The organism is Kitasatospora sp. NPDC057198, from assembly GCF_042670125.1.
Taxonomy (GTDB): Bacteria; Actinomycetota; Actinomycetes; order Streptomycetales; family Streptomycetaceae; genus Kitasatospora.
Genome location: NZ_JBHUWH010000039.1, coordinates 15,175 through 29,915 on the forward strand (window position 1 = coordinate 15,175; position 14,741 = coordinate 29,915).

A 14,741-nucleotide genomic window follows, 5' to 3' on the forward strand; every position below is an offset into this window, starting at 1 on the left:
TCAGCTCCCTTCGGAATGGTCGGCCCCGTTGAGGGCGTCCTGGAGTTGCGGGGTCCGGCGGCGGCGGCGCGGCACCGGCGGCAGTTCCTGGCCGGGCAGCGGCGGTACGGGGTAGCCGCCCGCCATCGGGTCGAACGCGGGCTCCGGCTCCGGAGCGGGCGCGGGCTTCTTCCGCAGCAGGTCGACCACCAGCGCGACCAGCAGCACCGCCGCCAGCGGCGCGCCCACGTACAGCACGACCTTGGCGAAGTCGTAGCCCTCGTTGCGCAGCGCCCGCACGGTGGCGACCATCACCAGCCACACCAGCGAGACCGGGATCAGGACCTTCCAGCCGAGCTTCATGAACTGGTCGTAGCGCAGCCGGGGCAGGGTGCCGCGCAGCCAGATGAAGAAGAACAGCAGCAGCTGGATCTTCAGCACGATCCACAGCATCGGCCACCAGCCGTGGTTGGCGCCCTCCCAGAAGGTGGAGACCGGCCACGGGGCGCGCCAGCCGCCCAGGAACAGCGTGGCGGCGACCGCCGAGACGGTGACCATGTTGACGTACTCGGCCAGCATGAACATCGCGAACTTCAGCGAGGAGTACTCGGTGTTGAAGCCGCCGACCAGCTCGCCCTCGGCCTCCGGGAGGTCGAACGGGGCCCGGTTGGTCTCGCCGACCATCGCGATGATGTAGACGATGAACGACACCGGCAGCAGCACCGCGAACCAGGTCGGCTGCTGCGAGGAGACGATCTCCGAGGTCGACATCGAGCCCGAGTAGATGAACACCGCCGCGAACGACAGGCCCATCGCGATCTCGTAGCTGATCATCTGCGCGGAGGAGCGGATGCCGCCCAGCAGCGGGTACGTCGAACCGGACGACCAGCCGGCCAGCACGATGCCGTAGATGCCCACCGAGGCGGTGGCCAGGATGTACAGCAGCGCGATCGGCAGGTCGGTCAGCTGGAGCGGCGTCCGGGTGCCGAAGATCGACACCTGGTTGTCGGCCGGGCCGAACGGGATCACCGCGAACGACATGAACGCGGGGATCGCCGCGACGATCGGCGCCAGGACGTAGACCGCCTTGTCGGCGCCCTTCACCACCAGGTCTTCCTTCAGCGCCAGCTTCACGCCGTCGGCCAGCGACTGCAGCAGGCCCCACGGGCCGTGCCGGTTCGGGCCGATCCGCAGCTGCATCCAGGCGACGACCTTGCGCTCCCAGACGATGGCGATCAGCACCGTCAGGACCAGGAACGCGAAGCAGAACACCGCCTTCAGCAGCACCAGCCACCACGGGTCGCGGCCGAAGAAGCCGAGCGTGTCGGCGGCTGCCAGTGACGAGGAGAGGCTCATGATTCCTCCGCCGGGGCGATGGTGACCAGGTGGCCGACCGTGGTGCCGAGCGTGCGGTGCGCGCCGCCGCCCGGCGTCGAGTTGAGCGGCAGCCAGACCGTGCGGTCCGGCATCGCGTCGGTGACCTCCAGCGGGAGGGTCAGCGATCCGGCCGGGCCGGTGACCCGCAGCGCGCCGCCCGCGGCGCCCGCGCCGATCTCGGCGGCGGTGGCGGCGGACAGCCGGGCCACCGCGGCGTGCCGGGTGCCGGCCAGGTGCTCGTCACCCTCCTGGAGGGTGCCGTTGTCCAGCAGCATCCGGTGCCCGGCCAGCACGGCCTGCCCGGTGGCCGGGCGGGGCAGCGCGGCGGGGTGGGCGGCGGGCGCGGCCGGACGGTCGCCCGCCCACGGGGCGAAACGGTCCAGCTCCAGCCGGGCCGCCCGGACGTCGGGCAGGCCGATCGGCCGGCCCAGCGCGTCCGCCAGCATGTTCAGCACCCGGACGTCGGAGTGCAGGTGGCGCTGCATCAACTGGTCGGGCTTGAGCGCCGGTTCGAACATCCGGACGCGGCCCTCCCAGTCCAGGAAGGTGCCGGCCTTCTCGGCGACCGCCGCGACCGGCAGCACCACGTCGGCGCGGGCGGTGACCGCGGACGGCCGCAGCTCCAGCGAGAGCACGAAGTCGACCCGGGCCAGCGCCTCGTCGGCGAGCGCCGGGTCCGGCAGGTCGTCCAGGCCGACGCCGCCGACCACCAGCGCGTCCAGGTCGCCCGCCGCGGCGGCCGCCAGGATCTGGCCGGTGTCGCGGCCGGGCCGGACGGGCAGGTCGGCGACGCCCCAGTGCGCGGCGGCCTCGGCACGGGCCGCGGGCACCGCGACGGACCGGCCGCCGGGCAGCAGCCCCGGCAGCGCGCCCGCCTCGACGGCGCCGCGCTCACCGGCCCGGCGCGGCACCCAGGCGAGCTTCGCCCCGGTGGCGTGCGCCAGGCGCAGCGCGGCGCTCAGGCCGCCGGCGGTCTGCGCGAGCCGCTCGCCGAGCAGCACCACGGCGCCCGGCGAGCGCAGCGCGTCCGCGCAGCGCCCGGCGTCGTCGGCGAGCACCTCCTCGCCGGCCAGCGCGCCCAGCCACTCGACCTCGGTGCCGGGGGCGGCGGGCAGCAGCGCGCCGCGCAGCTTGGCCAGGCCGCGGCTGGCGTGCGAGGCGATCGAGAACACCCGCAGCCCGCTCGCCCGGTTGGCCTTGCGCAGCCGCAGGAAGACGATCGGCGCCTCCTCCTCGGCCTCCAGGCCGACCAGCAGCACCGCCGGGGCGGCCTCCAGGTCCCGGTAGGAGACGGAAGGACCGCCCAGGTCCACGCCCGTCCCGGCGACGGCCGCGGCCAGGAAGTCGGCCTCCTCGCCGCTGTGCGGCCGGGAGCGGAAGTCGACGTCGTTGGTGCCGAGCGCGAGCCGGGCGAACTTGCCGTAGCCGTACGCGTCCTCGACGGTGACCCGGCCGCCCGCGAGCACCGCGGCGCGCGCCCCGCGCAGCCCCTCGGCGGCCCGGGCCAGCGCCTCCGGCCAGGACGCGGCGACGAGTGCGCCGTCCTCGCCGCGGACCATCGGGGCGGTGAACCGGTCGCGCTGCTGGGCGTAGCGGAACGCGAACCGGCCCTTGTCGCAGTTCCACTCCTCGTTGACCTCCGGCTCGTTGCCGGCCAGGCGCCGCAGCACCTTGCCGCGCCGGTGGTCGGTGCGCTGCCCGCAGCCGGCCGAGCAGTGCTCGCACACGGACGGGGAGGAGACCAGGTCGAACGGGCGGGAGCGGAACCGGTAGGCGGCGGAGGTGAGCGCGCCGACCGGGCAGATCTGGATGGTGTTGCCGGAGAAGTACGAGTCCAGCGGCTGGTCGACGCCGGTGCCGATCTGCTGGAGCGCGCCGCGCTCGACCAGGTCGATGAACGGGTCGCCGGCGATCTGCTGCGAGAAGCGGGTGCAGCGGGCGCACAGCACGCAGCGCTCGCGGTCCAGCAGCACCTGGGTGGAGAGCGGGACCGGCTTCTCGTACGTCCGCTTGACGCCCTCGAACCGGGTGTCGGTGTCGCCGGTGGACATCGCCTGGTTCTGCAGCGGGCACTCGCCGCCCTTGTCGCAGACCGGGCAGTCCAGCGGGTGGTTGATCAGCAGCAGTTCCATCACGCCGCGCTGCGCCTTCTCGGCGACCGGCGAGGAGAGCTGGGTGCGCACCACCATGCCTTCGGCGACCGGGATGGTGCAGGAGGCGACCGGCTTGCGCTGCCCCTCGACCTCCACGATGCACTGGCGGCACGCCCCGGCGGGGTCGAGCAGCGGGTGGTCGCAGAAGCGCGGGATCTGGGTGCCGATCTGCTCGGCGGCGCGGATCACCAGCGTGCCCTTGGGGACGCTGACCTCGACGCCGTCGATGGTGAGCGTGACCAGCTCGGTCTGGGTGGAAGGCTCCGTGACCGTCACGCGTGCACCTCCCTCTCGGTGGCGGACTCGTGGACGGGGGCCCGGTCGGCCCAGACGGTGGAGGCCGCCGGGTCGAACGGGCAGCGGTGTTCGTTGAGGTGCTGCTCGTACTCGGCGCGGAAGTGCTGGAGCGAGGAGACGATCGGGCTGGCCGCGCCGTCGCCGAGCGCGCAGAACGACTTGCCGTTGATGTTGTCGGCGATGTCGAGGAGCTTCTCCAGGTCGCCGGGGACGCCCTGGCCGGCCTCGATCCGCTTGAGCAGCTGGACCAGCCAGTAGGTGCCCTCGCGGCACGGGGTGCACTTGCCGCAGGACTCGTGGGCGTAGAACTCGGTCCACCGGGTGACGGCCCGCACCACGCAGGTGGTCTCGTCGAAGACCTGGAGCGCCTTGGTGCCGAGCATCGACCCGGCGGCGCCGACGCCCTCGTAGTCCAGCGGGACGTCGAGGTGCTCGTCGGTGAACATCGGGGTGGAGGAGCCGCCCGGCGTCCAGAACTTGAGCCGGTGCCCGGCCCGGACGCCGCCGGTGATCTCCAGCAGCTGGCGCAGCGTGATGCCGAGCGGCGCCTCGTACTGGCCGGGGTTGGTGACGTGCCCGGAGAGCGAGTACAGCGTGAAGCCGGGCGACTTCTCGGTGCCCAGCGACTTGAACCAGTCCTTGCCGCGGGCCAGGATCGGCGGCACCGAGGCGATCGACTCGACGTTGTTCACCACCGTCGGGCAGGCGTACAGGCCGGCGATCGCCGGGAACGGCGGGCGCAGCCGGGGCTGGCCGCGGCGGCCCTCCAGCGAGTCGAGCAGCGCGGTCTCCTCGCCGCAGATGTACGCGCCGGCGCCGGCGTGCACGGTGATGTCCAGGTTGACGCCGGAGCCCTGGATGTCCCGGCCGAGGTACCCGGCCTCGTACGCCTCGGCGACGGCCGCCTGGAGGCGGCGCAGCACCGGGACGACCTCGCCGCGCAGGTAGACGAAGGCGTGCTCGCAGCGGATCGCGTACGAGGCGATGACCATGCCCTCGATCAGCGAGTGCGGGTTGGCGAACAGCAGCGGGATGTCCTTGCAGGTGCCCGGCTCGGACTCGTCGGCGTTGACCACCAGGTAGTGCGGCTTGCCGTCGTTCTGCGGGATGAACTGCCACTTCATGCCGGTGGGGAAGCCGGCGCCGCCGCGCCCGCGCAGGCCCGCGTCCTTGACCAGGGCGATCACGTCGTCCGGGGCCATCGCGAGGGCGGCGCGCAGGCCGTCGTAGCCGCCGTGCCGGCGGTAGGTCTCCAGCGTCCAGGGGCGGTGGTCGTCCCAGGAGGCGGACAGGACCGGGGAGAGGAGCTTCTCGGCCGGTTCGGCGGAGGTCATCACGCTTCCGTCCCTTCGTGCCGCGGGGAGACCACCTTGGCGCCCGGGGTGCCGGGCAGCGCCTCGCCCTTGGCCAGCCGCAGGCCGGCCAGCGAGGGCGCGCCGCCCGCGCCGGACTCGTCGTTGGCGCCGGGGCGCCCGTCGGCGAAGCCGGCCAGGATCCGGGAGGTCTCCTTGAACGAGCAGAGCTTGGCGCCGCGGGTGGGGCTGACCTCCTGCCCGGCGCGCAGCTGGTCGACCAGCTGCTTGGCGCTCTCGGGGGTCTGGTTGTCGAAGAACTCCCAGTTGACCATCACCACGGGGGCGTAGTCGCAGGCCGCGTTGCACTCGATCCGCTCGATCGAGACCGAACCGTCCTCGGTGGTGCGGTTGTTGGCGATGCCGAGGTGCTCGGAGAGCTCGTCGAAGATCTGGTCGCCGCCGAGCACCGCGCACAGCGTGTTGGTGCACACGCCGACGTGGTACTCGCCGGCCGGGCGCCGCCGGTACATCGTGTAGAAGGTCGCGACGGCGGTGACCTCGGCGGTGGTCAGCTCCAACTGCTCGGCGCAGAACCGGATCCCGGTCGGGGTGACGCAGCCGTCCTCGGCCTGCACCAGGTGCAGCAGCGGCAGCAGCGCGGAGCGGGACTGCGGGTAGCGGGAGATCAACTCCCGTGCGTCGGCGGCGAGTCGGGCCTCGACCTCCGGCGGGTAGGGCTTGGCCGGCAGCGCCGGCAGGCCGAGTTCTGTGCTGCTCACCGGTCCACGCCTCCCATCACCGGGTCGATCCCGGCCACCGCCACGATCACGTCGGCCAGCGGGCCGCCCTCGCACATCGCGGCCATCGTCTGCAGGTTGGTGAAGGACGGGTCGCGGAAGTGCACCCGGTAGGGCCGGGTGCCGCCGTCGCTGACCACGTGCACGCCGAGTTCGCCCTTGGGCGACTCCACCGCGGCGTATGCCTGGCCGACCGGCACCTTGAAGCCCTCGGTGACCAGCTTGAAGTGGTGGATCAGGGCCTCCATCGAGGTGCCCATGATCTTCCGGATGTGGTCCAGCGAGTTGCCCATGCCGTCGGGGCCGACGGCCAGTTGGGACGGCCAGGCGATCTTCTTGTCGGCCACCATGACCGGCCCGGGGGCCAGCCGCTCCAGGCACTGCTCGACGATCCGCAGCGACTGCTTCATCTCCTCCAGGCGGATCAGGAACCGCCCGTAGGAGTCCGCGGTGTCGGCCACCGCGACGTCGAAGTCGTAGGTCTCGTAGCCGCAGTACGGGTCGGACTTGCGCAGGTCGTGCGGCAGCCCGGTGGCCCGCAGGATCGGGCCGGTGGCGCCGAGCGCCAGGCAGCCGGGCAGGTCGAGGAAGCCGACGTCGACCAGCCGGGCCTTGAACACCGGGTTGTCGGTGGCCAGCTTGTCGTACTCGTGCATCCGCGAGCGCAGCAGGTTGACGCCCTCGCGGATCTTGTCGACCGCGCCGGGCGGCAGGTCCTGGGCCAGGCCGCCGGGGCGGACGTAGGCGTGGTTCATCCGCAGGCCGGTGACCAGCTCGAAGATGTCAAGGACGGTCTCGCGGTCCCGGAAGCCGTAGATCATCAGGGTGGTGGAGCCGATCTCCATGCCGCCGGTGGCCAGCGCCACCAGGTGCGAGGAGATCCGGTTGAGCTCCATCATCAGCACCCGGATCACGGTGGCCCGCTCGGGCACGTCCGCGGTGATGCCGAGCAGCTTCTCCACGGCCAGGCAGTAGGCGGTCTCGTTGTACAGCGGGGTGAGGTAGTCCATCCGCGTCACGAACGTGGTGCCCTGCACCCAGGAGCGGAACTCCATGTTCTTCTCGATGCCGGTGTGCAGGTAGCCGATGCCGCAGCGGGCCTCGGTGACCGTCTCGCCGTCGATCTCCAGGATCAGCCGCAGCACGCCGTGGGTGGACGGGTGCTGCGGGCCCATGTTGACGATGATCCGCTCGTCGTCGGCGCCGGCCACCGCCTCGGCGACCTCGCCCCAGTCGCCGCCGGTGACGGTGAAGACCCGGCCCTCGGTGGTCTCCCGGGCGCCCGCTTCGTAGTGTGTGCTGCTCATCAGCTGTACGACCTCCGCTGGTCGGGAGCCGGGATCTGGGCGCCCTTGTACTCGACGGGGATGCCGCCGAGCGGGTAGTCCTTGCGCTGCGGGTGGCCCAGCCAGTCGTCCGGCATCATGATCCGGGTGAGCGCCGGGTGGCCCTCGAAGACCAGGCCGAAGAAGTCGTAGGTCTCCCGCTCGTGCCAGTCGTTGGTCGGGTAGACGCTCACCACGGACGGGATCCGCGGGTCCGCGTCGGGTGCGGTGACCTCCAGCCGGATCAGCCGGGTGTGGGTGATCGAGCGCAGGTGGTAGACCGCGTGCAGTTCCCGGCCCTTGTCCTGCGGGTAGTGCACGCCGCTGACGCCCAGGCACAGTTCGAAGCGCAGCGCCGGGTCGTCGCGCAGGATCCGCACCGCCTTGAGCAGGTGCGCGCGGTCCAGGTGGAAGGTCAGCTCGCCGCGGTCGACCACCGTCTTCTCGATGACGTCGGCCACGTCGAGGCCCTGCTCCTCCAGCGCGCCCTCGAACTCGTCGGCCACCTCGTCGAACCAGCCGCCGTACGGGCGCTCGCTGGCGCCGGGCAGCACGATCGGCGCGGTCAGGCCGCCGAAGCCGGAGGTGTCGCCGGTGCCGCGGGCGCCGAACATGCCCTGCCGGGCGCCGACCACCTCGACCGGGATCTCCCGCCGGGTCGCGGGCACCTCGGGCTGCTGCCCGGCCTTGTCGGAGTCGCTCATCGCAGCAGCCCCCGCATCTCGCTGGTGGGGGTGGCCGCCAGCGCGACGCGCTCGGCCTCCTCCTCGGCCCGGCGGCGGTTCACGCCGAGCTTCTCGTGCTGGATCTTCTCGTGCAGCTTGACGATCGCGTCCAGCAGCATCTCCGGGCGGGGCGGGCAGCCCGGCAGGTAGATGTCCACGGGGACGATGTGGTCGACGCCCTGGACGATCGCGTAGTTGTTGAACATGCCGCCGGAGGAGGCGCACACGCCCATCGAGATGACCCACTTGGGGTTCGGCATCTGGTCGTAGACCTGCCGCAGCACCGGCGCCATCTTCTGGCTGACCCGGCCGGCCACGATCATCAGGTCGGCCTGCCGGGGCGAGCCGCGGAAGACCTCCATGCCGAACCGGGCCAGGTCGTAGCGGCCCGCGCCGGTGGTCATCATCTCGATCGCGCAGCAGGCCAGACCGAAGGTGGCCGGGAAGACCGAAGCCTTCCGCACCCAGCCCGCGGCGGCCTCCACGCTGGTGAGCAGAAAGCCGCTCGGCAGCTTCTCCTCGATACCCATCAGTTCCCTCTCAATGCCTTCGAGTCCGGTGGCTTGTCCGCCCGTTCACAAGCGCCGCGCGCGGCGGCGGCCGGTGGTCAGTCCCACTCCAGGCCGCCGCGACGCCAGACGTAGGCGTAGGCGACGAACACGGTGGCGATGAACAGGAGCATCTCGACCAGCCCGAAGATCCCCAGGGCGTCGAAGCTGACCGCCCAGGGGTAGAGGAAGACGATCTCGATGTCGAAGACGATGAAGAGCATCGCCGTCAGGTAGTACTTGATCGGGAACCGACCGCCGCCCACCGGCTGCGGGGTCGGTTCGATGCCGCACTCGTACGCCTCCAACTTGGCCCGGTTGTAGCGCTTCGGGCCGGTGAGCGAGGCCATCACGACGGAGCCGACCGCGAACGCCGCCGCGATGGCACCGAGTACGAGGATCGGCGCGTAGGCATTCATAGCCCCCGCTCCCTCCGTCCAGTCGTCCTTGACTGCAGATCGGAACCACCAGGTCACCAGGGGTGAAATGATGATCCACTTCGTGGGATCCGGCTCCATGTGAGGCAGTTCACAAAGCCAGGTTGGAGCGCATCCTATGCCTGTCCGCTTGTGATCTGCGACACGCAGTTCCCGATGATCTTTGTGATCTTCGCCACCCGACGAAGGGCACCGAAAGCGGATCGATCACCACCGCTCGACGCAGTGCGGGCAATTGACCACATACAGTCGCAACCCGGAGCGAAACGGCTGCCGTTCGGCCACGCCCTATATCAATTCTGCTGCGGTCGGGGCAAATTTCGGAGTGATCCGGTTTACGTGATAGTGGATCTCACCCGCCAGGTGGACCCGGCGGGGCAGCCGCTTGACCCTTCGTTCACAAGCTCTCAAGAGCCGCCGCGGCCCCGCTCCGCCCGCCGCCGCCCCCACTCGGTGCCCGCCAGCACCGCCACCGCCCCCAGCAGCGCGAGCGGACCCGGCCGGTCCCCCGCCAGCGCGATCCCGAACAGCGCCGCCCACAGCGGCTCGGTGCCCAGCAGCAGGCTCACCCGGGACGGCGAGGTCGCCCGCACCGCCCACAGCTGCACGAAGAACGCGAACAGCGTGCACAGCAGCGACAGGTACAGCAGCAGCCCCCAGCACGCCGCGTCCAGGGAGGCCGCCACACCCAGCGGGGACGGGCCCGCCAGCGGCGCCGCCAGCACGAACACCGCCGTCGCGAACGCCAGTTGGACCCAGGTCAGGGCCAGCGCGTCCACCCCGCGCACCCACCGCAGCCGGGCCGTCGCCAGCACGTTCACCGTCCGCGCCACCGCCGCCCCCAGCACCAGCAGGTCACCCCCCGACGGCGCCCGCAGCCCGCCGTCCCCGGTCAGCAGCGCCACCCCCAGCACCGACAGCCCCGCCGCCGCCAGGAACGCCCCCGAGGGCGCCGAGCGCCGCAGCGCCGCCTCCGCGAGCGGCGTGAACACCATCGTCAGACTGATCACCAGCCCCGCATTGGTCGCCGAGGTGTGCACCGCCCCGTACGTCTCCAGCAGGAACACCGCCCCCAGCACCACCCCCAGCACCGCCCCGCCGCCCCACTGCGCCGCCGACAGCCCCCGCAGCCGCCGCCACGCCACCACCCCCAGCACCGGCAGCACCAGCCCGAACCGCAGCGCCAGCACCGCCACCACCGTCTCCGGCCCGGCGACCCGCTTCACCACCAGGAAGCTCGACCCCCACACCACCGCCACCGCCACCAGCGGCAGGTCGCGCACCGACTGCGGGCGGGCACCAACGGAGAGGACAGCCACGGCACGGCTCCCGGAAGGACTCGACGGGGGCCCGCACGGCATCGGACGGGGGGTTCGGAAGCCGCCACTCTCCCGCACCCGGAAGACGGCGGGCAAACGCTTTCCGCGCCCGCCCGCCGCCTCCCGGGGCCCGATTCGCTCAGGCGCGCGGCGCCACCTTGGTCAGGCCGTTGATGATCCGGTCCGCGACGTCGCCGCCGCTCGGGTCGGTCAGGTTGGCCAGCAGCTTGAGGACGAACTTCATCAGCACGGGGTGGGTGAGGCCGCGCTCGGCGGCGATCCGCATCACCTTGTCGTTGCCGATCAGCTTCACGAAGGCCCGGCCCAGCGTGTAGTAGCCGCCGTAGGTGTCCTTGAGCAGCTGCGGGTAGCGGGCCAGGGCGCGCTCGCGGCCCTCGGGGGTGATCCGGGCCATCGCCTGGACGATGACGCCGGCCGCGAGTTGGCCGGATTCCATCGCGTAGGCGATGCCCTCGCCGTTGAACGGGTTGACCATGCCGCCCGCGTCGCCGACCAGCAGCAGGCCGCGGGTGTAGTGCGGCTGCCGGTTGAAGGCCATCGGGAGGGCGGCGCCGCGGATCGGCTCGGTCATGTTGTCCGGCGTGTAGCCCCACTCCTCGGGCATGCTGGCGCACCAGCTCTTCAGCACCTCGCGCCAGTTCAGGTCGCCGAAGGCGGGCGAGGAGTTGAGGATGCCGAGGCCCACGTTGGAGGTGCCGTCGCCCATGCCGAAGATCCAGCCGTAGCCGGGCAGCAGCTTCTTCTGGCCGCCGCGGGTGTCCCACAGCTCCAGCCAGGACTCCAGGTAGTCGTCGTCGTGCCGGGGCGAGGTGAAGTACGTCCGGTAGGCGACGCCCATCGGCCGGGACTCCAGCCGGTGCAGGCCCATGGCCAGTGACAGCCGGGTCGAGTTGCCGTCCGCGGCGACCACCAGCGGGGCGTGGAACTCGACCTCCCGCTTGTCCGGCCCGATCTTGGCGGTGACGCCGGTGATTCGCCCGGTGCGGTCCTGCACGGGGCCGCTGACGTTGCAGTTCTCGTACAGCCGGGCGCCGGCCTTCTGCGCCTGCCGGGCCAGCAGTTCGTCGAAGTCGGCGCGCTTGCGCACCAGCCCGTAGTCGGGGAACGCGGCGAGGTCCGGCCAGTCCAGCTCCAGCCGGACGCCGCCGCCGATGATCCGCAGGCCCTTGTTCCGCAGCCAGCCCTCGGCGGACACGTCGATGCCCATGTCGACCAACTGCTTGACGGCGCGCGGGGTCAGGCCGTCCCCGCACACCTTCTCCCGCGGGAACTCGGTCTTCTCCAGCAGCAGCACGTCCAGACCCGCCTGGGCCAGCCAGTACGCGGTGCTGGAGCCGGCCGGACCGGCACCGACCACGATGACGTCGGCGGTGGACTCGACGGCGGTCTCGGTCATCGGATCTCCTTCGTGGATACCCCCGGCCTCGGCCGGGGAGGAAACGAAGCTCCCGCGTAGCGGGGCGGGGGAAGCTGGACCCCCGTCAAGGTGGCACGGCATGCCGGTAGTTGACGAGGTTTCACGTGTTCACATGCAGAGGTGTTGGCGTGTGAGGCATGGCGGCCACCCACGTGAAGCGGGCTTTCGAGTTCCGCTTCTACCCGACGGATGCGCAGGCGGCTGAGCTGTCGCGCACCTTCGGTTGCGTGCGGAAGGTCTACAACATGGCGTTGCAAGTTCGTACCGAGGCGTGGACGCTGCGTCGGGAGCGGATCAACTACAAGGCCACGTCGGCGATGCTGACGGCGTGGAAGAAGACCGAGGAACTGGCGTACCTCTCCGAGGTGTCGTCCGTGCCGTTGCAGCAGTCGCTGCGCCATCTGCAGGGGGCGTTCGCCAACTTCTGGCAGAAGCGGGCGAAGTACCCGACGTTCAAGTCCAAGCGCAAGTCCCGCCGCTCCGCCGAGTACACCAGCTCTGCGTTCCGCTACCGGAACGGCGCTCTGACGCTGGCGAAGATGGCGGAGCCGCTGGACATCGTGTGGTCCAGGCCGCTGCCCGAGGGTGCGGCTCCCTCCACGGTGACCGTGTCGCAGGACGCTTCGGGGCGCTGGTTCGTCTCGCTGCTGTGCGAGGACCGGCCGTCGATGCCCGCCCCGGTCAACGCGGCCGTCGGTGTCGACGCCGGGATCACCGGCTTGGTGACGCTCTCCACCGGCGAGAGGGTCGCCAATCCGAAGTTCGAGCGCGCCGACCGCGAGCGCCTGGCCAGGGCCCAGCGGGAGCTGGCCCGCAAGGAGAAGGGCTCCGCGAACCGGGAGAAGGCCCGGATCAAGGCGGCCCGGGTGCACGCCCGGATCGCCGACCGCAGGCGTGACTTCCTCCACAAGCTCACCACCCGACTCGTCCGTGAGAACCAAACGGTCGTGATCGAGGACCTGTCGGTCCGCAACATGCTGGGGAACCGCAAGCTGTCGCGGGCGATCAGCGACGCCTCGTGGACCGAGCTGCGGTCCATGCTGGAGTACAAGGCCGACTGGTACGGGCGCGAGGTGATCGCCGTCGACCGGTGGTTCCCCAGCTCCAAGCTGTGCTCGGCCTGCGGAGCCGTCCGCGGCGCGATGCCGCTGAACGTCCGCGAATGGGAGTGCGACTGCGGTGCGGTCCACGACCGGGACGTGAACGCGGCCCGCAACATCCTGGCCGCCGGGCTGGCGGCTGCAGCCTGTGGAGACGGTGTAAGACCTCAACGGAGCACTCCGGGCGGGCAGTCGTCGGTGAAGCAGGAAGAAGTCCCACCGCCGCGCACACGCGCGGCGGCTCGGCCGCGAGGCTGAGGGGAACCCCCGCCCCTCCGGGCGGGGAGGAAGTCAAACGGGGCTCTCTCCTGAGCGCGTCGGGGTCACGGGGGTCGGGCCGACCCCCCGTCGACGCCTTTCCGGCGGACGGGGTGCCGAACCACCGCAGTCTACGGCGCCTTGAAGCCGCGGTGGAGGGCGACGATGCCGCCGGTCAGGTTGCGCCACGCCACCTTCGACCAGCCCGCCCGCTGCAACTCGGCGGCCAGCGCGGGCTGGTCCGGCCAGGCCCGGATCGACTCCGCCAGGTACACGTACGCCTCCGGGTTGGAGGAGACCTTCGTCGCCACCGGCGGCAGCGCCCGCATCAGGTACTCCGTGTACACCGTCCGCAGCGGCGTCCAGGTCGGCGTGGAGAACTCGCAGATCACCAGCTTCCCGCCGGGCTTGGTCACCCGCAGCATCTCCCGCATCGCCACCTCGTGCTCCTGCACGTTGCGCAGCGCGAACGAGATCGTCACGGCGTCGAACGACTCGTCCGCGAACGGCAGCCGGGTCGCGTCGCCCGCCGTCAGCGCGAGTTCGGGGTGCCGGTCCTTGCCCTCGGTCAGCATCCCGATCGAGAAGTCGCACGGCACCACGTCGGCGCCCGCCTCCAGGAACGGCAGCGAGGACGTCCCGGTGCCGGCCCCGAGGTCCAGGATCCGCTGGCCCGCGACGGCCCCCACCGCGTCGGCCACCGCCCGGCGCCACAGCCGGGCCTGGCCCAGCGAGAGCACGTCATTGGTGCGGTCGTACTTGGCCGCGACGTCGTCGAACATGGCGGCGACGTCCTGCGGCTGCTTGTCCAGATGGGCTCGGGTCACGCCCCCATTGTTCACCTTGCGGTGCCGCGGACGGGCACTGGGGCTCACCGCAGGGCGCGGCGGCCCCCCTTGCGGCGGCGCCGGGAGCGCTTGCCCTGGGTCAGCGCGGGCATCCCCTCCGCCGCGAACGCCACCGTGAAAGCGGCCCGCGCCCGCTCCGCACCCGCCCTGCTCCGCCGGATCCGCCACAGGCACAGCCCGCACATCAGCACCGCCGCCGGCACGCTCGTCTGCGCCAGCCCGACCCCCACCGGCTGCGGGTACGTCTTCCCGCACACCCGCACCGCGGACGGGTCGTCCGCCGCGTGCTCCAGGCAGATCGCGTCCCCCAGCCGGACGTCCGCCGGCAGCCACAGGTCCGCCGCCGTCAGGCGCCGCCCGTCCACCGGGTACGCGACCTGGCTGTACGACCCGCCCCCGCCCGGCAGTTGGGTGACCGTCCCCTCCACCCGCACCGGGTGCGCGTCGATCCGGTCCGCCTGGTCCGCCTGCCGCCACCCCAGCAGGCACATCGCCACCGCCACCACCGCGCTCAGCACGGCCCCGACGTACCACCCCCGAGCCGGTCGGGTCCGAAGGCGTTCGGGAGTCGCGGCTCGCATACGTCCTGTTCCTGGCTCGGGGTGAGGTCTGAACCGGGATGGTAGCCGCAAAGACCTTCCCAGGTCACGGGGAGTCAGAAGAAGCCCTGTCAGGGGCCGGGGAACTGTCGGCAGACGGACATGCACCACCAGGGGCCCGGGAAACTGTCGGCAGACGGACATGCACCACCAGGGGCCCGGGGAACGGCGGGGCCGTGCTGCTGACGGCCGGAGCCCATCGAAGTGTCCGTGCTGCTGCGTGTCTGTGACAGAACCAGAAGCAGA

At 71.7% G+C, this 14,741-nt stretch carries 13 protein-coding genes; 1 reads left to right on the forward strand and 12 read right to left on the reverse strand.

Annotated features, from left to right (window positions below):
- The 10 genes from nuoH to ACFUEL_RS07355 all read right to left on the reverse strand — a co-directional run bounded on the left by nuoH (window position 1) and on the right by ACFUEL_RS07355 (window position 11,669).
- Window positions 1–1,335: an NADH-quinone oxidoreductase subunit NuoH gene (gene nuoH, locus ACFUEL_RS07310; protein ID WP_380235064.1), complete on the reverse strand. Its 1,335-nt coding sequence runs from the start codon at window positions 1,333–1,335 to the stop codon at window positions 1–3.
- A complete protein-coding gene (locus ACFUEL_RS07315; RefSeq protein ID WP_380235065.1) occupies window positions 1,332–3,785 on the reverse strand; it encodes an NADH-quinone oxidoreductase subunit G in 2,454 nt (817 codons plus the stop codon). The genes nuoH and ACFUEL_RS07315 overlap by 4 nt, the downstream gene beginning before the upstream one ends.
- Window positions 3,782–5,140, reverse strand: coding sequence for an NADH-quinone oxidoreductase subunit NuoF (gene nuoF, locus ACFUEL_RS07320; protein WP_380235066.1), 1,359 nt, complete (start codon window positions 5,138–5,140; stop codon window positions 3,782–3,784). The genes ACFUEL_RS07315 and nuoF overlap by 4 nt, the downstream gene beginning before the upstream one ends.
- Window positions 5,140–5,859: an NADH-quinone oxidoreductase subunit NuoE gene (nuoE, locus tag ACFUEL_RS07325; protein ID WP_380235077.1), complete on the reverse strand. Its 720-nt coding sequence runs from the start codon at window positions 5,857–5,859 to the stop codon at window positions 5,140–5,142. Before nuoE ends, nuoF begins: the two co-directional genes overlap by 1 nt.
- A 17-nt stretch (window positions 5,860–5,876) precedes the next feature.
- The gene (locus ACFUEL_RS07330; protein WP_380235067.1) at window positions 5,877–7,205 is read right to left on the reverse strand and encodes an NADH-quinone oxidoreductase subunit D; all 1,329 of its coding nucleotides are present in this window, start codon (window positions 7,203–7,205) and stop codon (window positions 5,877–5,879) included.
- Window positions 7,205–7,927 (reverse strand): NADH-quinone oxidoreductase subunit C, encoded by a 723-nt coding sequence (locus tag ACFUEL_RS07335; protein WP_380235069.1) that lies wholly within the window; start codon window positions 7,925–7,927, stop codon window positions 7,205–7,207. The genes ACFUEL_RS07330 and ACFUEL_RS07335 overlap by 1 nt, the downstream gene beginning before the upstream one ends.
- On the reverse strand, window positions 7,924–8,478 hold the full coding sequence (locus ACFUEL_RS07340; protein WP_123553353.1) for an NADH-quinone oxidoreductase subunit B family protein: 555 nt from the start codon (window positions 8,476–8,478) through the stop codon (window positions 7,924–7,926). The genes ACFUEL_RS07335 and ACFUEL_RS07340 overlap by 4 nt, the downstream gene beginning before the upstream one ends.
- Before the next feature lie 77 nt (window positions 8,479–8,555).
- Complete coding sequence (locus ACFUEL_RS07345) at window positions 8,556–8,915, reverse strand: NADH-quinone oxidoreductase subunit A (RefSeq protein WP_014137597.1); 360 nt, start codon at window positions 8,913–8,915, stop codon at window positions 8,556–8,558.
- Window positions 8,916–9,340: 425 nt separating this feature from the next.
- On the reverse strand, window positions 9,341–10,252 hold the full coding sequence (locus ACFUEL_RS07350; protein ID WP_380235071.1) for a DMT family transporter: 912 nt from the start codon (window positions 10,250–10,252) through the stop codon (window positions 9,341–9,343).
- A 139-nt stretch (window positions 10,253–10,391) separates the two neighbouring features.
- Entirely contained in the window at window positions 10,392–11,669 is a 1,278-nt protein-coding gene (locus ACFUEL_RS07355; protein ID WP_380235073.1) for a geranylgeranyl reductase family protein, read from the reverse strand.
- Window positions 11,670–11,827: 158 nt separating this feature from the next.
- Between ACFUEL_RS07355 and ACFUEL_RS07360 the strand changes: the two genes are divergently transcribed.
- Window positions 11,828–13,048, forward strand: coding sequence for an RNA-guided endonuclease InsQ/TnpB family protein (locus ACFUEL_RS07360; protein ID WP_380235074.1), 1,221 nt, complete (start codon window positions 11,828–11,830; stop codon window positions 13,046–13,048).
- Window positions 13,049–13,179: 131 nt separating this feature from the next.
- Here ACFUEL_RS07360 and ACFUEL_RS07365 read toward each other — a convergent pair whose 3' ends face one another.
- Entirely contained in the window at window positions 13,180–13,875 is a 696-nt protein-coding gene (locus ACFUEL_RS07365) for a demethylmenaquinone methyltransferase (protein WP_380235075.1), read from the reverse strand.
- Between the two features lie 44 nt (window positions 13,876–13,919).
- A complete protein-coding gene (locus ACFUEL_RS07370) occupies window positions 13,920–14,414 on the reverse strand; it encodes a hypothetical protein (RefSeq protein ID WP_380235076.1) in 495 nt (164 codons plus the stop codon).
- Window positions 14,415–14,741 lie beyond the last annotated feature (327 nt).

Bases quoted from the DNA above. Each gene is read 5' to 3' on its own strand.
- nuoH (WP_380235064.1), bottom strand. From the start codon at position 1,335: ATGAGCCTCTCCTCGTCACTGGCAGCCGCCGACACGCTCGGCTTCTTC.
- nuoF (WP_380235066.1), bottom strand. From the start codon at position 5,140: ATGACCTCCGCCGAACCGGCCGAGAAGCTCCTCTCCCCGGTCCTGTCC.
- ACFUEL_RS07330 (WP_380235067.1), bottom strand. From the start codon at position 7,205: ATGAGCAGCACACACTACGAAGCGGGCGCCCGGGAGACCACCGAGGGC.
- ACFUEL_RS07335 (WP_380235069.1), bottom strand. From the start codon at position 7,927: ATGAGCGACTCCGACAAGGCCGGGCAGCAGCCCGAGGTGCCCGCGACC.
- ACFUEL_RS07340 (WP_123553353.1), bottom strand. From the start codon at position 8,478: ATGGGTATCGAGGAGAAGCTGCCGAGCGGCTTTCTGCTCACCAGCGTG.
- ACFUEL_RS07345 (WP_014137597.1), bottom strand. From the start codon at position 8,915: ATGAATGCCTACGCGCCGATCCTCGTACTCGGTGCCATCGCGGCGGCG.
- ACFUEL_RS07355 (WP_380235073.1), bottom strand. From the start codon at position 11,669: ATGACCGAGACCGCCGTCGAGTCCACCGCCGACGTCATCGTGGTCGGT.
- ACFUEL_RS07360 (WP_380235074.1), top strand. From the start codon at position 11,828: ATGGCGGCCACCCACGTGAAGCGGGCTTTCGAGTTCCGCTTCTACCCG.